Annotated in this window: 19 protein-coding genes; 13 read left to right on the top strand and 6 right to left on the bottom strand. The window is 74.3% G+C overall.

The features are described from left to right. Positions 1 to 22: 22 nt before the first annotated feature. A complete protein-coding gene (locus tag ACF09E_RS11110; RefSeq protein ID WP_392204881.1) occupies positions 23 to 1,579 on the top strand; it encodes an NCS1 family nucleobase:cation symporter-1 in 1,557 nt (518 codons plus the stop codon). On the opposite strand, the gene ACF09E_RS11105 is transcribed toward ACF09E_RS11110, so the two are convergent. Next, a complete protein-coding gene (locus ACF09E_RS11105) occupies positions 1,533 to 2,345 on the bottom strand; it encodes a serine protease (RefSeq protein WP_392204880.1) in 813 nt (270 codons plus the stop codon). The two genes, ACF09E_RS11110 and ACF09E_RS11105, sit on opposite strands and share 47 nt — an antisense overlap. A 184-nt stretch (positions 2,346 to 2,529) precedes the next feature. Beyond that, positions 2,530 to 3,606 (bottom strand): lipoate--protein ligase family protein, encoded by a 1,077-nt coding sequence (locus ACF09E_RS11100; protein ID WP_392204879.1) that lies wholly within the window; start codon positions 3,604 to 3,606, stop codon positions 2,530 to 2,532. 112 nt (positions 3,607 to 3,718) lie between these two features. Here ACF09E_RS11100 and ACF09E_RS11095 point away from each other — a divergent pair, with 112 nt between their 5' ends. From ACF09E_RS11095 to ACF09E_RS11075, 5 genes are all read left to right on the top strand, one after another. Further along, entirely contained in the window at positions 3,719 to 4,555 is an 837-nt protein-coding gene (locus tag ACF09E_RS11095; RefSeq protein WP_392204878.1) for an inositol monophosphatase family protein, read from the top strand. 72 nt (positions 4,556 to 4,627) lie between these two features. Next, a complete protein-coding gene (locus tag ACF09E_RS11090) occupies positions 4,628 to 6,055 on the top strand; it encodes a phytoene desaturase family protein (protein ID WP_392205019.1) in 1,428 nt (475 codons plus the stop codon). A gap of 9 nt (positions 6,056 to 6,064) precedes the next feature. After that, positions 6,065 to 6,685, top strand: a complete 621-nt coding sequence (locus tag ACF09E_RS11085; RefSeq protein WP_361857791.1) for an L-threonylcarbamoyladenylate synthase — start codon at positions 6,065 to 6,067, stop codon at positions 6,683 to 6,685. Positions 6,686 to 6,931: 246 nt separating this feature from the next. After that, positions 6,932 to 8,416 (top strand): AlkA N-terminal domain-containing protein, encoded by a 1,485-nt coding sequence (locus tag ACF09E_RS11080; RefSeq protein WP_392204877.1) that lies wholly within the window; start codon positions 6,932 to 6,934, stop codon positions 8,414 to 8,416. Between the two features lie 5 nt (positions 8,417 to 8,421). Beyond that, positions 8,422 to 8,925, top strand: coding sequence for a methylated-DNA--[protein]-cysteine S-methyltransferase (locus ACF09E_RS11075; protein ID WP_392204876.1), 504 nt, complete (start codon positions 8,422 to 8,424; stop codon positions 8,923 to 8,925). 27 nt (positions 8,926 to 8,952) lie between these two features. Here ACF09E_RS11075 and ACF09E_RS11070 read toward each other — a convergent pair whose 3' ends face one another. Continuing rightward, a complete protein-coding gene (locus tag ACF09E_RS11070) occupies positions 8,953 to 9,672 on the bottom strand; it encodes an NAD-dependent deacetylase (RefSeq protein WP_392204875.1) in 720 nt (239 codons plus the stop codon). Between the two features lie 63 nt (positions 9,673 to 9,735). Here ACF09E_RS11070 and ACF09E_RS11065 point away from each other — a divergent pair, with 63 nt between their 5' ends. Then, positions 9,736 to 9,939 carry a type II toxin-antitoxin system VapB family antitoxin gene (locus tag ACF09E_RS11065; protein WP_361863429.1) on the top strand — a complete coding sequence of 68 codons (204 nt, stop codon included), beginning with the start codon at positions 9,736 to 9,738 and terminating at the stop codon, positions 9,937 to 9,939. 78 nt (positions 9,940 to 10,017) lie between these two features. Here the strand turns inward: ACF09E_RS11065 and ACF09E_RS11060 are convergent, their stop codons facing one another. Then, complete coding sequence (locus ACF09E_RS11060; protein WP_392204874.1) at positions 10,018 to 11,691, bottom strand: BCCT family transporter; 1,674 nt, start codon at positions 11,689 to 11,691, stop codon at positions 10,018 to 10,020. Between the two features lie 111 nt (positions 11,692 to 11,802). Here ACF09E_RS11060 and ACF09E_RS11055 point away from each other — a divergent pair, with 111 nt between their 5' ends. Beyond that, positions 11,803 to 12,954, top strand: coding sequence for a glycerate kinase (locus ACF09E_RS11055; RefSeq protein WP_392204873.1), 1,152 nt, complete (start codon positions 11,803 to 11,805; stop codon positions 12,952 to 12,954). Between the two features lie 328 nt (positions 12,955 to 13,282). Here ACF09E_RS11055 and ACF09E_RS11050 read toward each other — a convergent pair whose 3' ends face one another. Continuing rightward, positions 13,283 to 14,482, bottom strand: a complete 1,200-nt coding sequence (locus ACF09E_RS11050) for a PucR family transcriptional regulator (protein WP_392204872.1) — start codon at positions 14,480 to 14,482, stop codon at positions 13,283 to 13,285. A 205-nt stretch (positions 14,483 to 14,687) separates the two neighbouring features. Here ACF09E_RS11050 and ACF09E_RS11045 point away from each other — a divergent pair, with 205 nt between their 5' ends. From ACF09E_RS11045 to ACF09E_RS11025, 5 genes are read left to right on the top strand one after another with little or no spacing between them, the layout of a single operon-like run. After that, on the top strand, positions 14,688 to 15,506 hold the full coding sequence (locus ACF09E_RS11045; RefSeq protein ID WP_392204871.1) for an ABC transporter ATP-binding protein: 819 nt from the start codon (positions 14,688 to 14,690) through the stop codon (positions 15,504 to 15,506). After that, the gene (locus tag ACF09E_RS11040; RefSeq protein ID WP_392204870.1) at positions 15,503 to 16,333 is read left to right on the top strand and encodes an ABC transporter ATP-binding protein; all 831 of its coding nucleotides are present in this window, start codon (positions 15,503 to 15,505) and stop codon (positions 16,331 to 16,333) included. The genes ACF09E_RS11045 and ACF09E_RS11040 overlap by 4 nt, the downstream gene beginning before the upstream one ends. Next, entirely contained in the window at positions 16,330 to 17,220 is an 891-nt protein-coding gene (locus ACF09E_RS11035; RefSeq protein WP_148001529.1) for a branched-chain amino acid ABC transporter permease, read from the top strand. The genes ACF09E_RS11040 and ACF09E_RS11035 overlap by 4 nt, the downstream gene beginning before the upstream one ends. Further along, positions 17,213 to 18,349, top strand: coding sequence for a branched-chain amino acid ABC transporter permease (locus ACF09E_RS11030; protein ID WP_392204869.1), 1,137 nt, complete (start codon positions 17,213 to 17,215; stop codon positions 18,347 to 18,349). Before ACF09E_RS11035 ends, ACF09E_RS11030 begins: the two co-directional genes overlap by 8 nt. After that, positions 18,346 to 19,611 carry an ABC transporter substrate-binding protein gene (locus ACF09E_RS11025; protein ID WP_392204868.1) on the top strand — a complete coding sequence of 422 codons (1,266 nt, stop codon included), beginning with the start codon at positions 18,346 to 18,348 and terminating at the stop codon, positions 19,609 to 19,611. The genes ACF09E_RS11030 and ACF09E_RS11025 overlap by 4 nt, the downstream gene beginning before the upstream one ends. Here the strand turns inward: ACF09E_RS11025 and ACF09E_RS11020 are convergent. Then, positions 19,599 to 20,456, bottom strand: a complete 858-nt coding sequence (locus ACF09E_RS11020; protein ID WP_392204867.1) for an NAD-dependent epimerase/dehydratase family protein — start codon at positions 20,454 to 20,456, stop codon at positions 19,599 to 19,601. The two genes, ACF09E_RS11025 and ACF09E_RS11020, sit on opposite strands and share 13 nt — an antisense overlap. Positions 20,457 to 20,480: the final 24 nt, after the last annotated feature.

The following is a 20,480-nucleotide window of genomic DNA, read 5'->3' as shown; positions in this document are numbered from 1 at the left end:
GCCGAACGAAGGGTTCCCCCGTATGACCGCGACCGTCCCCCCGGGAAGACCCGCGGGACCCACGCCCCCCGGCCCCGCCGCCCCCGGCGAGCGCGTCGAGCTCGCCCCCGGCGCCGCACCCGACGACCCCCGCTTCGTCAACGAGGACCTCCTCCCCGTCCCCGTCGCCCAACGCCGCTGGACCACCTACAACTTCGCCGCCCTCTGGGTCGGCATGGCCCACAACATCCCGTCCTGGATGCTCGCCTCCGGCCTCGTCGCCCTCGGCATGGACTGGAAGCAGGCGGTGCTCACCATCGCCCTCGCCAACGTCGTCGTCCTGCTGCCGATGCTGCTCACCGGGCACGCCGGACCCAAGTACGGCATCCCCTTCCCCGTCCTCGCCCGCGCCTCCTTCGGCCTGCGCGGGGCGAACCTGCCCGCCCTGGTCCGCGCCGCGGTCGCCTGCGCCTGGTTCGGCATCCAGACCTGGATCGGCGGTCAGGGCATCTTCGTCCTCCTCGACAGGGCCTTCGGCGGAGGCTGGGCGGACGTCTCGCGGATCGGCGGCCAGCCCTGGACCCTCTGGCTCTGCTTCGTCCTCTTCTGGGCCCTCGAACTCGCCCTCATCTACCGGGGGATGGAGGCGCTGCGCCGCTTCGAGAACTGGGCCGCGCCGTTCGTCATCGTCGGTGCGCTCGTCCTCCTCGGCTGGATCGCGTACAAGGCCGGCGGCCTGGGACCGCTGCTCGACCAGCCGTCGAAGCTGGGCTGGGGCGCCGACTTCTGGCCCGTCTTCTTCCCCGCCCTCATGGGCATGATCGCCTTCTGGGCGACCCTCAGCCTGAACATCCCCGACTTCACCCGCTTCGGCGCGGGCCAGCGCTCCCAGGTCCTCGGCCAGTCCCTCGGACTGCCCACCACCATGACCCTGTTCGCGCTGCTCTCGGTGCTCGTCACCTCGGGCTCCCAGGCCGTGTACGGGGCTCCCGTCTGGGACCCGGTCGCCCTCGCGGCGAAGACCGACAACGTCTTCGGACTGCTCTTCGCGCTGGTGACGGTGCTGGTGGCGACGCTCTCCGTGAACATCGCGGCGAACGTCGTCTCCCCGGCGTACGACCTGGCCAACCTCGCCCCGAAGCACATCGACTTCCGCAGGGGCGCGCTGATCACCGGCGTCGTCGGCGTGGTCATCATGCCGTGGAAGCTCACCGCCACCCCCGAGCTCTACATCTTCACCTGGCTCGGCCTGGTCGGCGGCCTCCTCGGCACGGTCGCGGGCATCCTGATCGCCGACTACTGGCTCGTCCGCCGCACCGTCCTCGACCTCGCCGGCCTCTACCGGGACGACGGACCCTACTGGTACCGCGGCGGCTGGAACCCCGCGGCGGTGCTCGCCTTCGCGGTCGGCGGCGTCCTGGCCGTCGGCGGCTCCCACTCCGCCCCGGGCGCCGGACCCTTCCCCGAGGACGGCCTGATCCCCTTCCTGAGACCGCTGTCCGACTACGGCTGGGCCGTCGGCCTCGCCGCCTCCCTGCTCCTCTACACCGCCCTCATGCGGCGCCGGCCGGCCGGCCGGTCACCTGCCCGATCCAGCTGAGGTAGGACCGCACCCGGGTGTTCACGGCAGGCGTGTCGGTGGCGCACTCCCTGCCGTAGGACACCAGGCCGACGACGTACGGCCGCCCCCGGACCAGCCGGACCAGGGGGCCGCCGGAGTCGTACTGGCAGGTGTCCCGCCCCGGCGCGTACGTGCAGAGCTGGGTGGGGGCCACCTGGGCCATGCCCCGGCTCGCGCAGGCCTCGTTGCTCAGCGCCGTGAGGGACACGGTCCGCAGCACGTCGGAGGTGCGGCCGCCGAAGGAGGTGGTGCCCCAGCCCGGCGCCTCGACCCGCGCGCCGTCGGTCCCGCCGGGCGCGGACGGCGCGGGCAGCTCGATCGGGTGGACGTCGCGGTTGAGGGCGAGCGGCCGGGCGAACTCGACCAGGGCGAGGTCGTTCCGCTGGGTGCCCGGATCGTAGTCCGGGTGCGGGACGAAGCGGGCGGGCCGGGCGAGGACCGCATGGGGGCTGTCCGCGTCGGTCGTCAGGTCGTGGTCGCCGAGCAGCACCCCCACCCGCGCGGGATCGCCGTACGAGCCCGTCAGGCAGTGGGCGGCGGTGAGGACGTACCGGTCGCCGATCAGCGCCCCGCCGCACATGACGCGCCGCTCCAGGACGTCCACCAGCCCCGCCATGAAGGGGTACTGGTGGGGCCGCGCCTCCTGCCCGCCGACCACCGCCCCCGCCGGCGGCGCCACCCCGAGCGGCCCCACCGAGAGCAGCACGCCCGCCACCGCCGCCAGCAACCTCTTCGCCCGTGCCACCTGATCTCCGTACGCTCGACGACGCGTTCCCGGGCCGGGGGAGTGAGGAGACGTTTCCGCACGCCCGCCGCACGGCGTTCCGGCCCGCACGGACTCAACGACGTGAGCCGGACGGGGTCACCCGGGGCCGGGGGCGGACCGGTGACGGCGCGTCACCCGGCCGCGACCGTCCCGCCCACACCGGCTACGGCACCCGGGCGGTCCACTCCTCGGTGGTGAACTTCGTCCGCACCAGTTCCTCCGCCCGGACCAGTTCCTCCTCGGTGACCTCCCCTGCGGTCAGCCCGTAGCGGTCACGGAAGGAGGTGATCATGTTCTCGATCACCTGCTCCCGGGCGAGGCCGGTCTGCCGACGCAGCGGGTCGACGCGCTTCTCGGCACTCCTGGTGCCCTTGTCGGACATCTTCTCCCTGCCGATGCGCAGGACCTCCAGCATCTTGTCGGCGTCGATGTCGTACGACATGGTCACGTGGTGCAGGACGGCCCCGGGCCGGCCGTCCGGACCGACCACCCGCTTCTGCGCGGCGCCCGCGATCTTGCCCGCGTCCGTGGCGATGTCGTTGAGCGGCTGGTACCAGGCCTTGATCCCCATGTCGCCGAGGGCGCCCAGGACCCAGTCGTCGAGGTAGGCGTAGCTGTCGGCGAAGGAGAGGCCCGACACCAGGGACTCCGGCACGGACAGGGAGTAGGTGATCGTGCTCATGGGTTCCACGAACATGGCGCCGCCACCGGAGATGCGACGTACCACGGTCATCCCGTGCTTCGCCGCCCCGTCGGGATCCACCTCGTTCCGCAGCGACTGGAAGCTGCCGATCACGACGGCGGGCGAGGCCCACTCCCAGACCCGCAAGGTGGGCGCCCGCCGCCCGGCGGCGACCTCGGTGGTCAGCACCTCGTCCAGCGCCATGTGCAGGGCGGGGGCCTGAGGCCCGGTGTGCACCAGCTGCCAGTCGTAGTCGGTCCAGTCCGTCGCGTGGGCCAGCGCCCGGCGGACAGCGACCCCCACGCCCTCCGCGGTCAGTCCGAACATCTGCGTCCCCGGCGGCAGTGCCGCCTCGATCCGGGCTGCGAGCCCGGGCGCGTCGGTGTCGGCCGGGGCACCCTCCAGGGCGCGGTCGATCGCCAGGATCGCCTCGTCCGGTTCGAGGAAGAAGTCACCCGCGACCCGCACGTTCCGCAGGACCCCGTCCTCGACGTCGAGGTCGACGACCACGAGTTTCCCGCCCGGGACCTTGTACTCACCGTGGTACGCGCCGTGCACGGAACCCTCCCTGCGTGTAAGGGGTGAACTCGGCCAAAGAGTACCCCCGGGGGAAACGGAGGGTGACGAATCGTACGGCCCGGTTGTCAGCGCCCCGTGCTTAGCTGGAGCCATGAGCGAAGAGTTCCTTGACCTCGTCCTGGCCGGCCGTACGACCGACGTGGAGGAGGCCGTCCGCAAGGCCGCCGCCGCCGAGATCATGCCGCGCTTCCGGCAGCTCGCCGCCGACGACATCGTCGAGAAGAACGGCCCGCACGACCTGGTCACCGTCGCCGACCGGGCCGCCGAGGCCCACCTCACGGAGTCCCTGACCGCCCTGCTCCCCGGCTCGGTGGTGGTCGGCGAGGAGGCGGTCCACGCCGACCCCGCCGTCTACGACGCCCTGCGGGGCGACGCCCCCGTCTGGATCGTCGACCCCGTCGACGGCACCCGCCAGTTCGTCCACGGCGACCCCGCGTTCTGCACCCTCGTCGCCCTCGCCCGGCACGGCGAGGTGCTCGCCTCCTGGACGTACGCACCCGCCCTCGACCAGTTCGCCGTGGCCGTGCGCGGCCGCGGCGCCACGCTCGACGGGCAGCCGCTGCGCTCCGGTTCGCCCCGGCCGGGCGAGGTCCTGGAGGTCGCCACCTCGCACCCGGACTACACCACGCCGGAGCAGAAGCGAGCCCTCCTCGGCCTGGTCGCCGAGGGTGTCGCGCCCCGGCCGTGCGGCTCCGCGGGACTGGAGTACCTGGCCGTCGCACGCGGGGCGCTGGCCGGCACCGCCTTCGGCTGGGAGTACGCCTGGGACCACGCGGCCGGACTGCTCCTGGTGACCGAGGCGGGCGGGGCGCACACCACCCTGGCCGGTGAACCCTTCCGCATCACCGGAGGCAACGCGCTGCCGTTCACCGCGGCCCGCGACGCGGCGACCGCCGAGCGGATCCGCGGCCTCCTCGGGGGGCGGTGAGGTCCGCGGGACCACCGTCCTATCCTGGGAGCCCTGGCCATCGGCTGACGAAGGAGTCCGAAGGTGCCTAAGGTGACGTCGATGCTCGATGTTGTCGTCGTGGGGGCGGGGCCCAACGGACTCACCGCCGCCGTCGAGTTGGCCCGCCGCGGCTTCTCCGTGGCCGTCTTCGAGGCGAAGCCCACCGTCGGCGGGGGAGCCAGGACCGAGGAACTCACCCTCCCCGGCTTCCGCCACGACCCCTGCTCCGCGGTGCACCCCCTGGGGGCCGGCTCCCCGGTCTTCAAGACGATGCCCCTCAAGCGGTACGGACTCGAGTGGCTCCACCCCGAACTGCCCATGGCCCACCCGTGGGACGACGGCACCGCCGCCGTGCTCGCCCGCTCGGTCGCCGAGACCGCGGCCTCCCTCGGACCGCGCGACGCGGGCGCGTACCGCAGGCTCGTCGCTCCCTACGTCGGCAAGTGGGACACCCTCGCACGGGACTTCATGCAGCTGCCGCTCACCGCGCTGCCCCGCGACCCGGTCACGCTGGCCCGCTTCGGCCTGACCGGGCTGCCGCCGGCCTCCTGGCTGATGCGCCGGTTCCAGGACGAGAAGGCGAAGGCGCTGTTCGCCGGGCTCGTCGCCCATGTCATCGCCCCGCTCGGCGGCTTCGCCACCGGCGCCGTCGGTCTGGTCTTCGCGCTCGCCGCCCACGCCGGCGGCTGGCCCGTGCCCCGGGGCGGCTCGCAGTCCCTCTCCGACGCCCTCACCGCCTACCTCCGGGATCTCGGGGGCGCCGTGCACACCGACTTCGAGGTCAAGCGGCTCGACGACCTGCCGCCGGCCCGCGCCTACGTCTTCGACACCTCGCCCACGGCCCTCGCCCGGATCGCCGGCTTCGGCAACCACTTCGACCACTACCGGTACGGCGCCGCGGCCTTCAAGATCGACTACGCCCTCGACGGACCCGTCCCGTGGACCGCCGAGGCGGCCCGACGCGCCGGTACCGTCCAGATCGGCCCCACCGCGGGGGAGATCGACACCGCCCTGCGCCAGGCCTCCGGCGGCACCGCGCCCGAGACCCCGTTCCTCATCACCGCCCAGCCCGGCGTCGTCGACCCCGGCCGCGCCCCCGCGGGCAAGCAGGTCTTCTGGGCCTACGGCCACGTGCCCCACGGCTGGCAGGGCGACCTCACCGACGCGATCGAGCGCCAGATCGAGCGCTTCGCCCCCGGCTTCCGCGACCTCGTCCTGGCCCGCGCCACCGCCGGACCGCCCCAACTCGCCGAGCGCAACGCCAACTACATCGGCGGGGACATCGCCTGCGGCGCCGCCCGCGGACTCCAACTCCTGCTCCGCCCCACGCTCTCCCTCCGCCCCTACGCCACCCCGCACCCGGCGGTCTTCCTCTGCTCCTCCGCCACCCCGCCCGGACCCGGCGTCCACGGCATGTCCGGCCACAACGCGGCGAAGGCCGTCTGGCGCCTGCTGCGCGCCTCCGCCCGGGAAAATTAGACTGCCCGCATGGCGAAGTACTTCGACGTGCACCCCGACAACCCCCAGCCGCGCACCATCGGCACGGTGGCCGACAGCATCCGGAACGGTGCGCTCGTCGCGTACCCGACCGACTCCTGCTACGCGCTGGGAACCCGACTCGGAAGCCGGGACGGCATCAGCCGCATCCGGACGATCCGCGACCTCGACGACCGGCACCACTTCACGCTCATGTGCCAGAACTTCGCCCAGCTGGGCCAGCTCGTGCACATCGACAACGACGTCTTCCGCGCGGTCAAGGCGGCCACCCCCGGCCCCTACACCTTCATCATGCCCGCGACGAAGGAGGTCCCCCGCGCCCTGCTCCACCCCAAGAAGAAGACGGTCGGCGTCCGCATCCCCGACCACGTCGTCACCCAGGCCCTCCTCGCCGAGCTCGGCGAACCGCTGCTCTCCAGCACCCTGCTGCTCCCCGACGAGGCGGAGCCGCTGACCCAGGGCTGGGAGATCAAGGAGCGGCTCGACCACCTGGTCGACGCGGTCCTGGACTCCGGCGACTGCGGCACCGAGCCCACCACCGTCATCGACTTCTCCGGCGGGGAGCCCGAGATCCTGCGCCGCGGCGCCGGCGACACCTCGCGCTTCGAGTAGGTTCGACCAGGTTCGACCAGGTTCGAGCAGGTTCGCGCGGGAACGGAGGGTCCGCCGCCGTCCCGGGGGGAGACGGCGGACCCACCACCAGCGACCGGTCGGCGCCCCGGCCCGGAGACCCGCCGCCGAGGCACGGGCCACCCCGGAGCGGCCGGCGACCGACCCGACGGGCCGGAGTCCGGGCGCCGTGACGTCCATGTCGTTTTCTCGCCAGCCCGGGCGGCCCCCGTCACGGATCCTGGACCCATGCACACCGACACCGAGCGCTGCGTCCGGGCCGTCCAGTCGAAGGACGCCCGCTTCGACGGCGTGTTCTTCACCGCCGTCCGCACCACCCGGATCTACTGCCGGCCCAGCTGCCCGGTCGTCCCGCCCAAGCCCGAGAACATGGAGTTCCACGCCAGCGCCGCCTCCTGCCAGCGCGCCGGGTTCCGGGCCTGCAAGCGCTGCCGGCCCGACACCAGCCCCGGCTCGCCCGAGTGGAACGTCCGCGCCGACGCCGTCGCCCGCGCCGTGCGCCTCATCCAGGACGGCGTCGTCGACCGCGAGGGCGTCCCCGGCCTCGCCCGCCGCCTCGGCTGGTCCACCCGCCAGATCGAGCGCCAGCTCCTCGCCGAGCTCGGCGCGGGACCGCTCGCCCTGGCCCGCGCCCAGCGCGCCCAGACCGCCCGGGTCCTCATCGAGACGACCCCGATGCCGCTCGGCGAGATCGCCTTCGCGGCCGGCTTCTCCTCGATCCGCACCTTCAACGACACCGTCCGCGAGGTCTTCGCCCTCACCCCCGGCGAGCTGCGCGCCCGCGCCGCCCGCCCGGCCGCCGCCCGGACGCCCACCCCCGGGCTGATCAGCCTCCGGCTGCCGTTCCGCACCCCGCTGGAACCCTCCAACCTCTTCGGCCACCTCGCCGCGACCGCCGTCCCCGGAGTCGAGGAGTGGCGCGACGGCGCCTACCGCAGGACCCTCGCCCTCCCGTACGGGCACGGCATCGCCGCCCTCGCACCCCGCCCCGACCACATCGCCTGCCGACTCTCCCTCACCGACCCCCGCGACCTCACCCACGCCATCAGCCGCTGCCGCCGGCTCCTCGACCTCGACGCCGACCCCGTCGCCGTCGACGAGCGGCTCCGCGCCGACCCGCTGTTCGCGCCGCTCGTCGACGCCGCACCCGGCCGCCGGGTGCCCGGCACCGTCGACCCCGCCGAGTTCGCCGTCCGGGCCGTCCTCGGCCAACAGGTCTCCACGGCCGCCGCCCGCACCCACGCCGCCCGCCTCGTCACCGCGCACGGCACGCCCGTCGACGACCCCGAGGGCGGACTGACCCACCTCTTCCCGAGCCCCGAGGCCCTGGCCGCCCTCGACCCCGAGAGCCTGGCCCTGCCCCGCAGCCGTCGCACCACCCTCCTCACCCTGGTCGGCGCGCTCGCCGACGGCTCGCTCACCCTCGGCCCCGCGGACGACCGCGAGGAGGCCCGCGCCCGGCTGCTCGCCCTGCCCGGCTTCGGCCCCTGGACCACCGAGATCATCGCCATGCGCGCCCTCGGCGACCCCGACGCCTTCCTCCCCGGCGACCTCGGCGTCCGCCGCGCCGCCGAGGGGCTCGGCCTGCCCGGCACCCCGGCCGCGCTCACCGCCCGCGCGGCACACTGGCGCCCCTGGCGCGCCTACGCCGTCCAGTACCTCTGGGCGACCGACGACCACCCGATCAACCACCTGCCCAGCGAAGGACACTGACCGCCATGGCCCCCATCGTCCGGCACACCGTCGTGGACAGCCCCTACGATCCGCTGACCCTCGTCGCCGTCGACGGCGTCCTCAGCCGCCTCCACATGACGGGGCAGCGCCACCGCCCCCCGGAGGAGACCTTCGGCGAACCCGACCCACGCCCCTTCCGGGAGGCGATCCGCCAGCTCGACGCCTACTTCGCCGGCGAGCTGACCGAGTTCGACCTGCCCCTGCACCTGGTCGGCACCGACTTCCAGCTCCGGGTCTGGGCCGAGCTGCGCCGCATCCCGTACGGCGAGACGCGCACCTACGGCGAACTCGCCGAGCTCCTCGGCAACCCGGGCGCCTCCCGGGCCGTGGGCCTCGCCAACGGCAAGAACCCCGTCGGCGTCATCGTCCCCTGCCACCGGGTGATCGGCGCGGGCGGCGGCCTCACCGGCTACGGCGGCGGGCTCGACCGCAAGCAGCGCCTGCTCGCCTTCGAGTCGGGTGCGGCGGAACCCGAGGCCCTCTTCTGAGACCCGTCCTCCGCACCCGTCGGGCGGCTACCGGAGCCGGTCGAGCAGCGCGGGCAGCGCCGTGCCGATCGGTTCGCGGACGACCTCGTCGGCCAGCGGGTCGTACGGCGTGGGCTCGGCGTTCACGATGATCAGCCGGGCACCGTGCTCGGCCGCGATCCCCGCGAGGGACGCGGCGGGCTGCACCTGGAGGCTGCTGCCGACGGCGACGAACACCTCGGCCGCCTTCGCGATCGACATGGCGTCGCCCAGCACCACCGGATCGAGCCGCTGCCCGAACATCACCGTCGCCGCCTTCAGGATCCCGCCGCACGCCCGGCATGCCGGATCGGGCTCACCGGCCCGCACCCGGTCCAGCGCCTCCGCCATCGACGACCGGGCGTGGCACCCCGTGCACACCACCGACCGCGCCGAGCCGTGGAGTTCGAGCACCTTCCGCTCGGGCACCCCAGCGGCCTGGTGCAGACCGTCCACGTTCTGCGTGATCACCCGGAGCGCGTGGCCGCTGGTCCGCTCGTACGCCGCGACGGCGTGGTGCGCCGCGTTCGGCTCGGCGCTCAGGGCCGGACCGTCGAGCCGCATGCGCCACGAGCGGCGGCGGACCTCCGGATCGGCCATGTACGGCCCATAGGTCACGAGCCGCTCGGCCTCCGGGTCCTGCCGCCAGAGCCCCTCAGGCCCCCGGTAGTCGGGGATCCCCGAGTCCGTCGAGACGCCTGCTCCGCTGAGAATCGCGACCATGGTCATGCGGCGACCCTAGACAGCGGGATCCGGCCCCGCGAACGGGTTTCCGGATGCTAGGTTCCCGCCATGGCCCAGGTGAACATCGCGCTCGACGCCGAACTCGTCGTGGAAGTCATGGTCCTGGCGGGGATCGGCAACCCCCAGGACGCCGTCGAGGCCGTCGTCCGCGACTACATCGCCCGCGGCCATCGCACCGAGGCCCGCGCCGTCAGCCGCGACGAGCCCCATCGCACCGGCGAGATCGTCCCGCCGGAGCCCCAGCAGGGCTGACCGCCGCCCCCGGCCCCCGGCCCCTTCCCATGCCCGGCACCTTCCCGTCCCCGGTCCGCCCGGGACGAGCCGCCCGGCTCAGGTCCCGTCCCCGGGCCGCTCCGGGCCGGTACCGGCCCCGCCGGAGCGGCCCGGCCGGCCGCCGCCCCGCTCCGTCATCGCCTCGCCGACCAGGGTCCGCACCGCGTCCCGCAGTCCGTGCAGCGCGTGGTGCCGGGCCGGCCCGGCACCGGGGTCCTCGCGCAGCTCCCTCAGGAGCGCCCAGCAGAGCACCAGCATCACCACCACGAACGGCAGCGCCACCAGGATCGTCGCCGTCTGCAGCGAGTTCAGGCCCCCCACCACGAGCAGCACCGCCGCCACGGCCGCCATCAGCACACCCCAGGCCACCACCAGCCAGGTCGGCGGGTTCAGCGCGCCGCGGCTCGTCAGCGAACCCATGACGAGCGAGGCCGAGTCCGCGCTGGTGATGAAGTACGTCATCACCAGGACCATCGCGACGACCGAGGTGACCGTGCCGACCGGCAGCGCCTCCAGCATCGCGAACAGCGAGGCCTCCGCCCCGTCCTGCATCGTCGTGGCCAGGTCCGCGGCGCCCGTCGACTCCAGGCGGATCGCCGTGCCGCCCATCACGCAGAACCAGACCACCGTCGCCCCGGAGGGCACGAGCAGCACGCCCACCAGGAACTCGCGGATCGTGCGGCCGCGCGAGATCCGGGCGATGAAGGTCCCGACGAACGGCGCCCAGGACAGCCACCACGCCCAGTAGAAGATCGTCCACGCCCCGAGCCAGGACCGGTCGGTGAACGCGCCCGTGCGGCTCGCCATCGGCAGCAGCTCGTGCAGGTAGCCGCCGACCGACGCGGGGATGGTGTCCAGGACGTAGACGGTCGGCCCCAGCAGGAAGACGAACAGCATCAGGCAGCCCGCGAGCACGATGTTGATCGTGGACAGCCACTTCACGCCCTTGTGGAGGCCCGAGAAGGCCGACAGGACGAAGGCCCCGGACAGCGAGACGATGACGATCAGCTGGGTGGCGGTGGAGTCCTCGACGCCCATCGTGAGGTTCAGCCCCTCGGACACCTGGAGCGCGCCCAGCCCCAGGCTCGTCGCCGTGCCGAACACCGTCGCGAACACCGCCAGCAGGTCGATCGCCCGGCCCTGCCAGGCAGCGGCCCTGCGGGCCCCGATCAGTGGGACGAACGCCGAGCTCAGCCGGTTTCCGCGGCCCTTCCGGAAGCCCGCGTAGGCCAGGGCGAGCCCGGCGATCCCGTAGATCGCCCACGGCGTCAGCGTCCAGTGGAAGAACGAGTACTCCAGCGCCGTACGCGCGGCCGGCCCGGTCCCCGCCGGGACGCCGCTCGCCGGGGGAGGGCTCAGGAAGTGGGTGAGCGGCTCCCCGACCCCGTAGAACATCAGGCCGATGCCCATGCCGGCGCTGAACATCATCGCGACCCACGCCAGGTTCGTGAACTCGGGCTCCGAGTCGTCCGCACCCAGCCGGATCCGGCCGAAGCGGCTCAGCGCGATCACCACGCACAGCACCAGGAAGGTGTCCGCGGCCACCACGAACAGCCAGGCGAAGTTGTCCAGCACCCACCCCAGCGCCGAGGACGAGGCACGGTCGAAGGAGTCCTCCCCGAGAGCCGCCCAGGCGACGACGGCCACCACCGCCGCCATCCCGATCCCGATGACGCTGCCGTCGGGCGTGTGCTGCTCCCGAGGCGCCCGTTCGCGCTGTTCCGTACCCATGTGACCCCACTATGGTGCGACATATCAGTCGATCTGGGGGTGGCACGCCGTCCGGCGGTACGGATAGGGTCGGCTCGGCGCGACTGCACGTTCGAAAGCAAGGGATGCAAGGTGACGGACGGGGCAGCAACTCAGGTCGCTCACGTGCTCGTGGCGGCCGACAAGTTCAAGGGCTCGCTCACGGCCGTGCAGGTCGCGGAGCGGGTCACAGCAGGACTGCGACGGGTCGTCCCGGAGCTCACGGTGGAGACCCTGCCCGTCGCGGACGGCGGCGACGGCACCGTCGCGGCGGCCGTCGCGGCCGGGTTCGAACGCCGCGAGGTCCGGGTGACGGGTCCGCTCGGCGAACCGGTCACCGCCGCGTTCGCGCTGCGCGACACCACCGCGGTCGTCGAGATGGCCGAGGCCTCCGGTCTCCAGCTCCTCCCGGACGGCGTGTTCGCCCCGCTGACCGCGACCACGTACGGCTCCGGCGAACTGCTCCGCGCGGCGCTCGACGCCGGCGCGACCACCCTCGTCTTCGGCGTCGGCGGCAGCGCCACCACCGACGGCGGCGCCGGCATGCTCGCCGCCCTCGGCGCCCGCTTCCTCGACGCGTCCGGCGCGCCCGTGGGCCCCGGCGGCGCGGCCCTCGCGGACCTCGCCACGGCCGACCTCACCGGCCTCGACCCGCGCTTCGCCTCGGTGGACCTCATCCTCGCGAGCGACGTCGACAACCCGCTCACCGGGCCCAAGGGCGCCCCCGCGGTCTACGGCCCCCAGAAGGGCGCCTCGCCCGAGGACGTCCGGACCCTGGACGCGGCCCTCGCCCACTTCGCCACCGTCCTGGAGAAGGCCGTCGGCCCGAAGGCGGCCGAGGCGGCCGTCGCCCCGGGCGCGGGCGGCGCCGGCGGCATCGGCTACGGCGCGCTCATCCTCGGCGCGAGCTTCCGGCCCGGCATCGAGCTGATGCTGGAGGTCCTCGGCTTCGCGCCCGCCCTGGAGCGCGCCACCCTGGTCATCACCGGCGAGGGCTCCCTCGACGAGCAGACCCTGCACGGCAAGGCCCCGGCGGGCGTCGCGGCCGCGGCGCGCGCGGCGGGCAAGGAGGTCGTCGCGGTCTGCGGCCGTCTGGCGCTGTCCGGCGAGGCCCTCGGCAAGGCGGGCATCCGCCGGGCGTACCCGCTGACGGCGCTGGAGCCGGACCCGGCGAAGTCCATGCCGAACGCGGGCCCGCTCCTGGAGGAGGTCTCGGCCACGATCGCCCAGGACTTCCTGCAGTAGCCTCCGTGCCCGCGGCCCGCACGGGGGCGGGCGACGGGCGCGGCCCGAACCGGGGGCGGCCCACGCCGAGGGCGCGCGGGCCCGCCCGTGCCGCGTGCCCGTGCCGCCCCCGCCTGGGGCCTGTCGTCGACCTCCCGTCCGCCCCGTGACGCCCTGCACGCGCGCCGTACCGGGCGCAAGCCCGGGTACGCCCGGTACGAGAACGTGTGCCCGGCACGCCGAGAGCACGCACGTGACGCCGCGGGGCCCGCGCTCCGGGCGACGACGGGCGCTCGACGACAGGCCCCAGGCCCGCCGGTCCCGGCGGGGGCCGCCCGCACCCCCGCCCCTAACCCGCCGACGTCAACCGGAACGCGTCCAGCGCCAGCGTCATCTCCGTGAGGTCCCGCGGCCGGGACAGCGACCGGGCCGTCAGCTGCTCCAGCCGCCGCAACCGGTTGAAGACCGTGTTCCGGTGGCAGTACAGGCGGCCCGCGGCCCGCCCCGCCGAGCCCTCGCACTCCAGCCACGCGTCCAGCGTCTCCAAAAGCACCGCCCGGTCCGCCGGATCCAGTTCGAGCAGGCCGCCCAGCACGTCCGAGACCAGCAGGCTCGCCACCTCCGGCTGGCCCACCACCAGCGCGCCCGCCATCCGCCGGTCGAGCCGGACGATCTCACGGCTCCCCGGCGGACACGTCCGCAGCGCCAGCTCGGCGAGCCGCCGCGCCCGGCCCAGCTCGGTCAGGCCCACCACCACCGGACTGATCCCACCGGGACCGGGACACCGCCCGTCGAGCAGCTCCGACAGCGCGTCGAGACCGGTGTCCCCGGCGAGCGCCACCACCCCCAGCTCGCCGTCCGCGCCCATCCGCCACAGGAACCGCACGCCCTCGCCCTGCACCTGCCGGTGGAACGGCTCCCGCTCCTCGCGCCGGTCGTAGCGGAGCACCACCACCGCGTACCGCCCCTGCTCGGGCAGGTCCAGGCCGGCCGCCGCCCGCGCCACCAGCTCGGGCGAGCTCCGGCCCTGGAGGAGGGCGTCGAGGAGGGCCTGGAGCTGCTCGTCCGTGCGGCGGCGCAGTTCGAGCTCCGTCGTCCGGTAGGCCTCGGACGCCGTGTCCGCCTGCGCGTCCACCGCCGACCACACCGTCGTCGCCGACTGCATCAGTGCCGCCAGCTGCCCCGTGTCCGACCCCGCGCCCTCGATCAGCGCGTCCCAGACCAGATGCCCGGCGTGCCGGTAGGCGTGCACGACCAGTTCGAGCGGCATGCCCTGCGCGGCCCGCCGCCGGCCCATCGCGTCCGCGTGCTCCAGGTCCCGCCGGGGCGAGTTCCGGGGTGCCGAGATCATCTCGATCCCGATGCGTATCGCCTCCTCCGCCTCCTGCCAGTGCTGGTCGTACGGGAGGATCCGCCCGTAGGCGGGCTCGTACGCGTGGAGTTCCCTCAGATGCTCGTCCACCAGCTCCGGCACCCGCTCGAGAAGCGCCGTGCACGCCTGCGCGAGCACCTTCCAGTCGTCGCCGGTCCGCCGTCTGCGCCGTCCCATGCCCGGAGGATCCACCGCCAGGACCCCCCGCGCACAGCCCTGACGCGCAGCGTTGTGCGCATGCACAGCCCTTCGGCGCGCCCGCTGGTCACCGGCAGCGATTCGGCCGCGGGCCGTGGACGGGCGGTCCGGCGCGGTGCTGGGGTGAGCGCCATCGAACGGCCGAGTAACAAGAAACGGCCGGGAACACCGGAAAAGGGGAACCATGGGAGGTACCGCACCCGCCCTCGAGGTGACGGACCTGACGGCGGGATACGGGCCGGTGCACGCGCTGCGACGGGTGTCGCTGACCGTGCCCGCGGGCGAGGTCGTCACCGTTCTCGGAGCCAACGGAGCCGGCAAGTCGACCCTGCTGCGGGCGGTCTCGCGCACCCTCCGGTTCCACGGCGGCGCCGTGGTCTCCGGCACGGTGAGCCGCGACGGCCGGCCGCTCGACGGCCTGCCGCCCGACCGCGTCGTCGCGGCCGGCGTCTCCCAGGTGCCCGAGGGCCGTCAGGTCTTCGCCCGGATGTCGGTCGAGGACAACCTGCGCGCCGGGGCGCTCGGCAGCCGGGGCGGACGGCCGGCGCGGACGGCCTCCCTCCGCCGGGTCCACGAGCTCTTCCCGGTCCTGGCGGAGCGCGCCCGGCAGCCCGCGGGGCTGCTCTCCGGCGGCGAGCAGCAGATGCTGGCCGTCGGCCGCGCCCTGATGGCCGCGCCCGGCCTGCTGCTGCTCGACGAGCCCTCGCTCGGGCTCGCCCCGCTGATGGCGGCCCGGATCGCGGACGCGGTCCGGGAGATCAACGCCCAGGGGACGGCCGTTCTGCTCGTCGAGCAGAACGCCGCGCTCGCCCTCCGGCTGGCCTCCCGCGCGTACGTCCTGGAGGTCGGCGAGGTCACCCTCTCCGGCCCGGCCGCCGAGCTCGCCGCCTCCGACGAGGTGCGCCGCCGCTACCTGGGCGTGGTCGACGAGGACGCCGCCGCCGACGCGGCCCGCGCCCGGGCCGCGCACCCGGTCCTGTCCCGCTGGGAGGAGTCCCGATGACCGCGCCGCCCCCGCAGCCCCCGACGCCGCCCGAGTCCGCTGCCGCCGCCCCCGGCGTCCCGGCCCTCGAAGTCCGCGGCCTCACCGTCCGCTTCGCCGGCCTCACCGCCCTCGACGCCGTCGGCTTCACCGTCCGGCCCGGCACCGTGCACGCCCTCATCGGACCCAACGGCGCGGGCAAGTCCACCTGCTTCAACGTCCTCTCCGGCGTCTACCGCGCCACCGAGGGCTCCGTCCGCCTCGGCGCGCACGAGCTGACCACCCTGCCCCCGCACCGGATCGCCGGCCTCGGCGTCGGCCGGATCTTCCAGAACCTGGCCCTGCCGCCCCGCGCCACCGTCGAGGACAGCCTGATGCTCGGCCGCCACCGGCTGACCCGCACCGGCTTCCTCGCCGCCGGTCTCCGCCTCCCCTCGGCGGCCCGCGAGGAGGCGCGCCACCGCGCCCGGGTCCGGGAGATCGCCGCCTTCGTCGGCCTGGAGCAGCAGCTCGGGCGCCCGGCGGGCTCCCTCCCGTACGGGCAGCAGAAGCTCGCCGAACTGGCCCGCGCGCTCTGCATGGAGCCCCGGCTGCTCCTCCTCGACGAGCCCGTCGCCGGGATGACCGCGGACGAGCGGCGCCGCACCGCGTCCGTCATCGCCGGGGTCCGGGACAGCCTGGGCATCTCGGTCCTCCTCGTCGAGCACGACATGGGCCTGGTGATGCGGCTCGCCGACTCCGTCACCGTCCTCGACTTCGGCCGCCGGATCGCCGACGGCGCCCCCGGCGACGTCCAGAACGACCCGGCCGTCGTCCGCGCCTACCTCGGAGAGGAGTCCGCCGCGTGAGCACCTTCGCCGAGTTCCTGATCAACGGCGTCTCACTGGGCTCGATCTACGCCCTCATCGCCCTCGGTTTCGTGATCATCTTCCGGGCCACCGAGGTGGTCAACTTCGCCCACGCCTCGCTCCTGCTGGCCGGCGGCTACCTCACCGCCGTCCTCCACGACGAGATCGGCTTCTGGCCCGCCCTGCTCACCGGCATCGCCGGCGCGGCCGTGGTCGGCGCAGCCGTCGAGTTCCTCGTGATGCGCCGCCACCGCGGAGCCGACCACAGCGTCCTCGCCATCGTCACCATCGGCGTCGACATCCTCCTCGCCACCGAGCTGACCCGGCGCATCGGCACCGACATCCTCGCCCTGGGCGATCCCTGGGGGGACGCCGTCGTCACCGTCGGCGGGGTCACCGTGGCCCAGACCCGGATCGCCGCGCTGCTCGCCGCGGCCCTCCTCATCACCGCCTTCCTGCTCGCCTTCCGCTACACCGCCTGGGGCGTCGCCATGCGGGCCGCCGCCGAGAACCAGGAGACCGCCGCCCTCATGGGCATCCGGCTCGGCCGGGTCTCGATCGGGGCCTGGGCGGTCGCCGGCGGCCTCGCGGCCGTCGCCGCGCTCTTCCTCACCGTCTTCCCGACCCCGGGCCTGGAGCGGGCCACCTCGCTCGCCGCGCTCAAGGCGTTCCCGGCCGCCATCCTCGGCGGTCTCGACTCCACCACGGGCGCCCTCGTCGGCGGCCTGCTGGTCGGCATCACCGAGTCCCTCGCCACCGGCTACCAGAGCGACCTCGCGTTCCTGGGCCGCGGGATCGGCGACCTCGCCCCGTACCTCGTCATGGTCGCGGTGCTCCTGATCCGCCCGGCCGGACTCTTCGGCACCAAGGAGCTCGCCCGTGTCTGAGACCTTCGCCCGGAGCGGCCTGCGGGTCGGCAGTCCCGCGGTGTACGGAGGCGCCGCCGCCTGCCTCGTCCTCCTCGTCCTGCCCTTCTACCTGGACCGGTTCTGGCTCCAGGCCGGACTGTTCGCGATGGCCGCCGCGATCGGCGCGATCGGCATCAACCTGCTGACCGGGGCGACCGGACAGCTCTCCATGGGGCACGCCTTCTTCCTCGCGGTGGGGGCCTACGGCTACTGCGCCCTCGCCGGGGACGGCACCGACGGGCTGGCCGGCCTCGGCCTGCCCGGCTGGCTCGCCGCCGTCCTCGCCGTCGCCCTCTCGGGCCTGGCCGGCGGGGTGTTCAGCCCCATCGCGGGACGGCTGCGGGGCGCGTACCTCGGCATCGCCACCCTCGCGCTGATCTTCATCGGCCAGCACGTCCTCTTCAACGCCCACGACCTGACGGGCGGCTACAACGGCCGTGCGGTCCCACCGCTCTCGCTCTTCGGGCTCACCTTCGACGACACCGAACTCCTCGTCGCCCAGGTGCCGTTCGGAGCGGTGGAGAAGCTCTGGTACCTGGGGCTCGCGCTGCTCCTCGGCGGGGTGCTCTTCGCCCGCGGGGTCCTGCGCGGGCGCCCCGGGCGCGCGATGAACGCCATCCGCGACCACCGGATCGCCGCCGGGGTCATGGGCATCCCGGTGGCCCGACTCCGGGCCGCCGTCTTCGTCCTCTCCTCCATGTACGCGGGTCTCGCCGGCGTTCTGCTCGCCCTGGTCTTCCAGCGCACCGTCCCGGAGTACTTCGGGATGGCGCTCTCCCTCGAATACCTCGCCATGATCGTCATCGGCGGGCTCGGCTCGGTCGCGGGCGCGGTCGCCGGCGGCGTCTTCGTCTCCCTCCTCCCGCAGGTCCTCAACCGCTACAGCGACGCGCTTCCGCTGGTCTCCGCCCCGGGCACGGGCGGCATCGCACCGGGAGAGGCCGCGCGCTACCTGTACGGCGCCGCCGTCGTCGCGGTGGTGCTGTTCCTGCCAGGAGGCCTGGCCCGGCTGGCCGCCCGCGGACCGGGGAGATCCCGCGGCGGTACGAGCCCCGAGAACCCCACGCCCACCCCGACCACCACCGAACCCTCAGGGGAGACACGATGAACCACAGACGACAGGCCGTGCGGGGCCTGGCCGCCGCGCTCGCCGCACTGGTCGCCCTCACCGCCGCCGGATGCAGCTCCAAGGCGAAGACCGGCGACGGCAAGCAGACCGGTGCCGGGGGAGTGAAGACCGGCGAGGGCGTCACCGACACGACCATCTCGCTCGGTGCCCTCACCGACATGACCGGCGTGTACGCCACCCTCGGCAAGAGCGTCACCCAGGCCCAGCAGCTGTACGTGAAGCAGGTCAACGCCGCCGGCGGGATCTGCGGCAGGCAGCTGGAGCTGACGGTCCGCGACCACGGCTACGACCCGCAGAAGGCGCTCGCCGCCTACACCGAGCTGGAGCCGAAGGTCGTCGGCTACACCCAGTTCATCGGCTCGCCGTTCGTCGCCGCCGTCAAGCCCCGGGTGGACGTCAAGGACAAGGGCCTCGTCCTCCCGCAGGCCTGGTCGGCCTCCCTGCTCGGCTCCCCGTACATCCGCGTCCTGGGCGCCACCTACGACGTCGAGACCATCAACGCCGTCGACTTCCTCCTCACGGAGAAGGGCCTGAAGCCGGGCGACAAGCTCGGCCACGTCTACTTCGAGGGCGACTACGGAGAGAACGCGCTCAAGGGCTCGAAGTACGCGGCGGAGAAGGCCGGCCTGACCGTCGTCGAGCAGAAGATCAAGCCCACCGACAACGACATGTCGGCGCAGGTCGCGGCGCTCAAGCAGGCCGGGGTCAAGGCGGTCGTCATCAGCGCCGGCCCCCGCCAGGCCGCCTCCCTCGTCGGCGTCGCCGCCGCCACCGGCCTGAAGGTCCCCGTCGTCGGCAACAACTCCGCCTTCGCACCGCAGCTCCTCGGCACCCAGGCCGGACCCGCCCTGGAGAAGATGTACTGGTTCGCCTCCCCGAGCCTGCCCATCGGCGCCGACACCCCGACGGCCCGCAAGCTCGTCGCGGACTACCGGGCCGCCTACCCGAGCGACTCCCTCGACAACGGCATCGTCGCCGGCTGGACCGCGGCGAGCGTCTTCGGCGAGGCCCTCAAGAAGGCCTGCGCGAGCAAGGACCTCACCCGCGACGGGGTCGACAAGGCGCTCCTGACCCTGAGGTCCTACGACGCCGGCTTCGGGATGAGCCACGACCTCGGCGACCCCAAGGCCCCGTCGTCGCGCGAGTCCGTCATCATCCAGCCCGACAAGAAGGTCCCCGGCGGCATGCGCACGGTCCGGGAGCCTTTCGTCGCGGACGCCGCGAAGGCCTACACCCCCTGACCGGCCGCCCCCGGTCCCCGGCCCCCGAAGCCCGTCCGCCAGGACGGGCGGGCCGGGGCCCATCCCAGGGCCCCGGCCCGGGCGTTCACCGCGCCCCGGGCCCAGGGGGCCCCGCCCGTACCCGGCGCCGGGGCCGGGACGCCCAGCGCGTCCGCGAGGACCGGCAGCCAGCTACGGCCGCGCGCGGGCTCGTCGTCGACCACGTTGTACGCGCCCGGGGGCCACGCGAGAGCCTGTACGGCCGCTTCGGCGGCATCGGCGACGTGCACGAAGGAGCTCACCGCGTCGTCGGCGGCCAGGCTCCCGAGGAACCGGGCCGCCGGGTCGCCGGCGAGCGCGGCGGCCACGGCGCCCCCGGGGGCGTACCAGGTGCCGGGGCCGTAGAGGATCCCGTACCGCAGCACGACCGCCTCGGGGAGCTCGGCGACCGTCTCCTCCAGGGCCCGCACCCCGGCGACGATCCGCGACCTGGGCGGCTCGTCCGTCGGGTCGAGCGGTACGGACTCGTCGGCGGGCCCGTCGCCGGGGGCGTACGCCCAGCTGATGGACTGCGCGACGATCCGCCGCACCCCGGCCGCCCGGGCCGCGTCCACCAGGTTCCGCGTGCCGTCGGTCCTGATCCGGTTGTTCGCGGCCCCGTCCGCCGCTCCGAGGTCCGTCAACTGGTGGACCACCGCGTCCGGCGCCGCCTCGGCCACCGCCCGGCGCACGGCCCCGGCGTCCAGCACGTCCACGGGACGCGGCCCCCGCCGCGAGATGCCCACGACCTCGTGCCCGGCCCCTTCCAGGAGCGGCACCATCTGACGACCCACGGCGCCCGTGGCGCCCGCGACGAGTACACGCATGATCGACAGCCTAGGGGGTCGTCC

This window comes from Streptomyces sp. NPDC014891, from assembly GCF_043081085.1.
Classification (GTDB): domain Bacteria; phylum Actinomycetota; class Actinomycetes; order Streptomycetales; family Streptomycetaceae; genus Streptomyces.
This window is presented reverse-complemented; position numbering and strand designations above follow the sequence as displayed.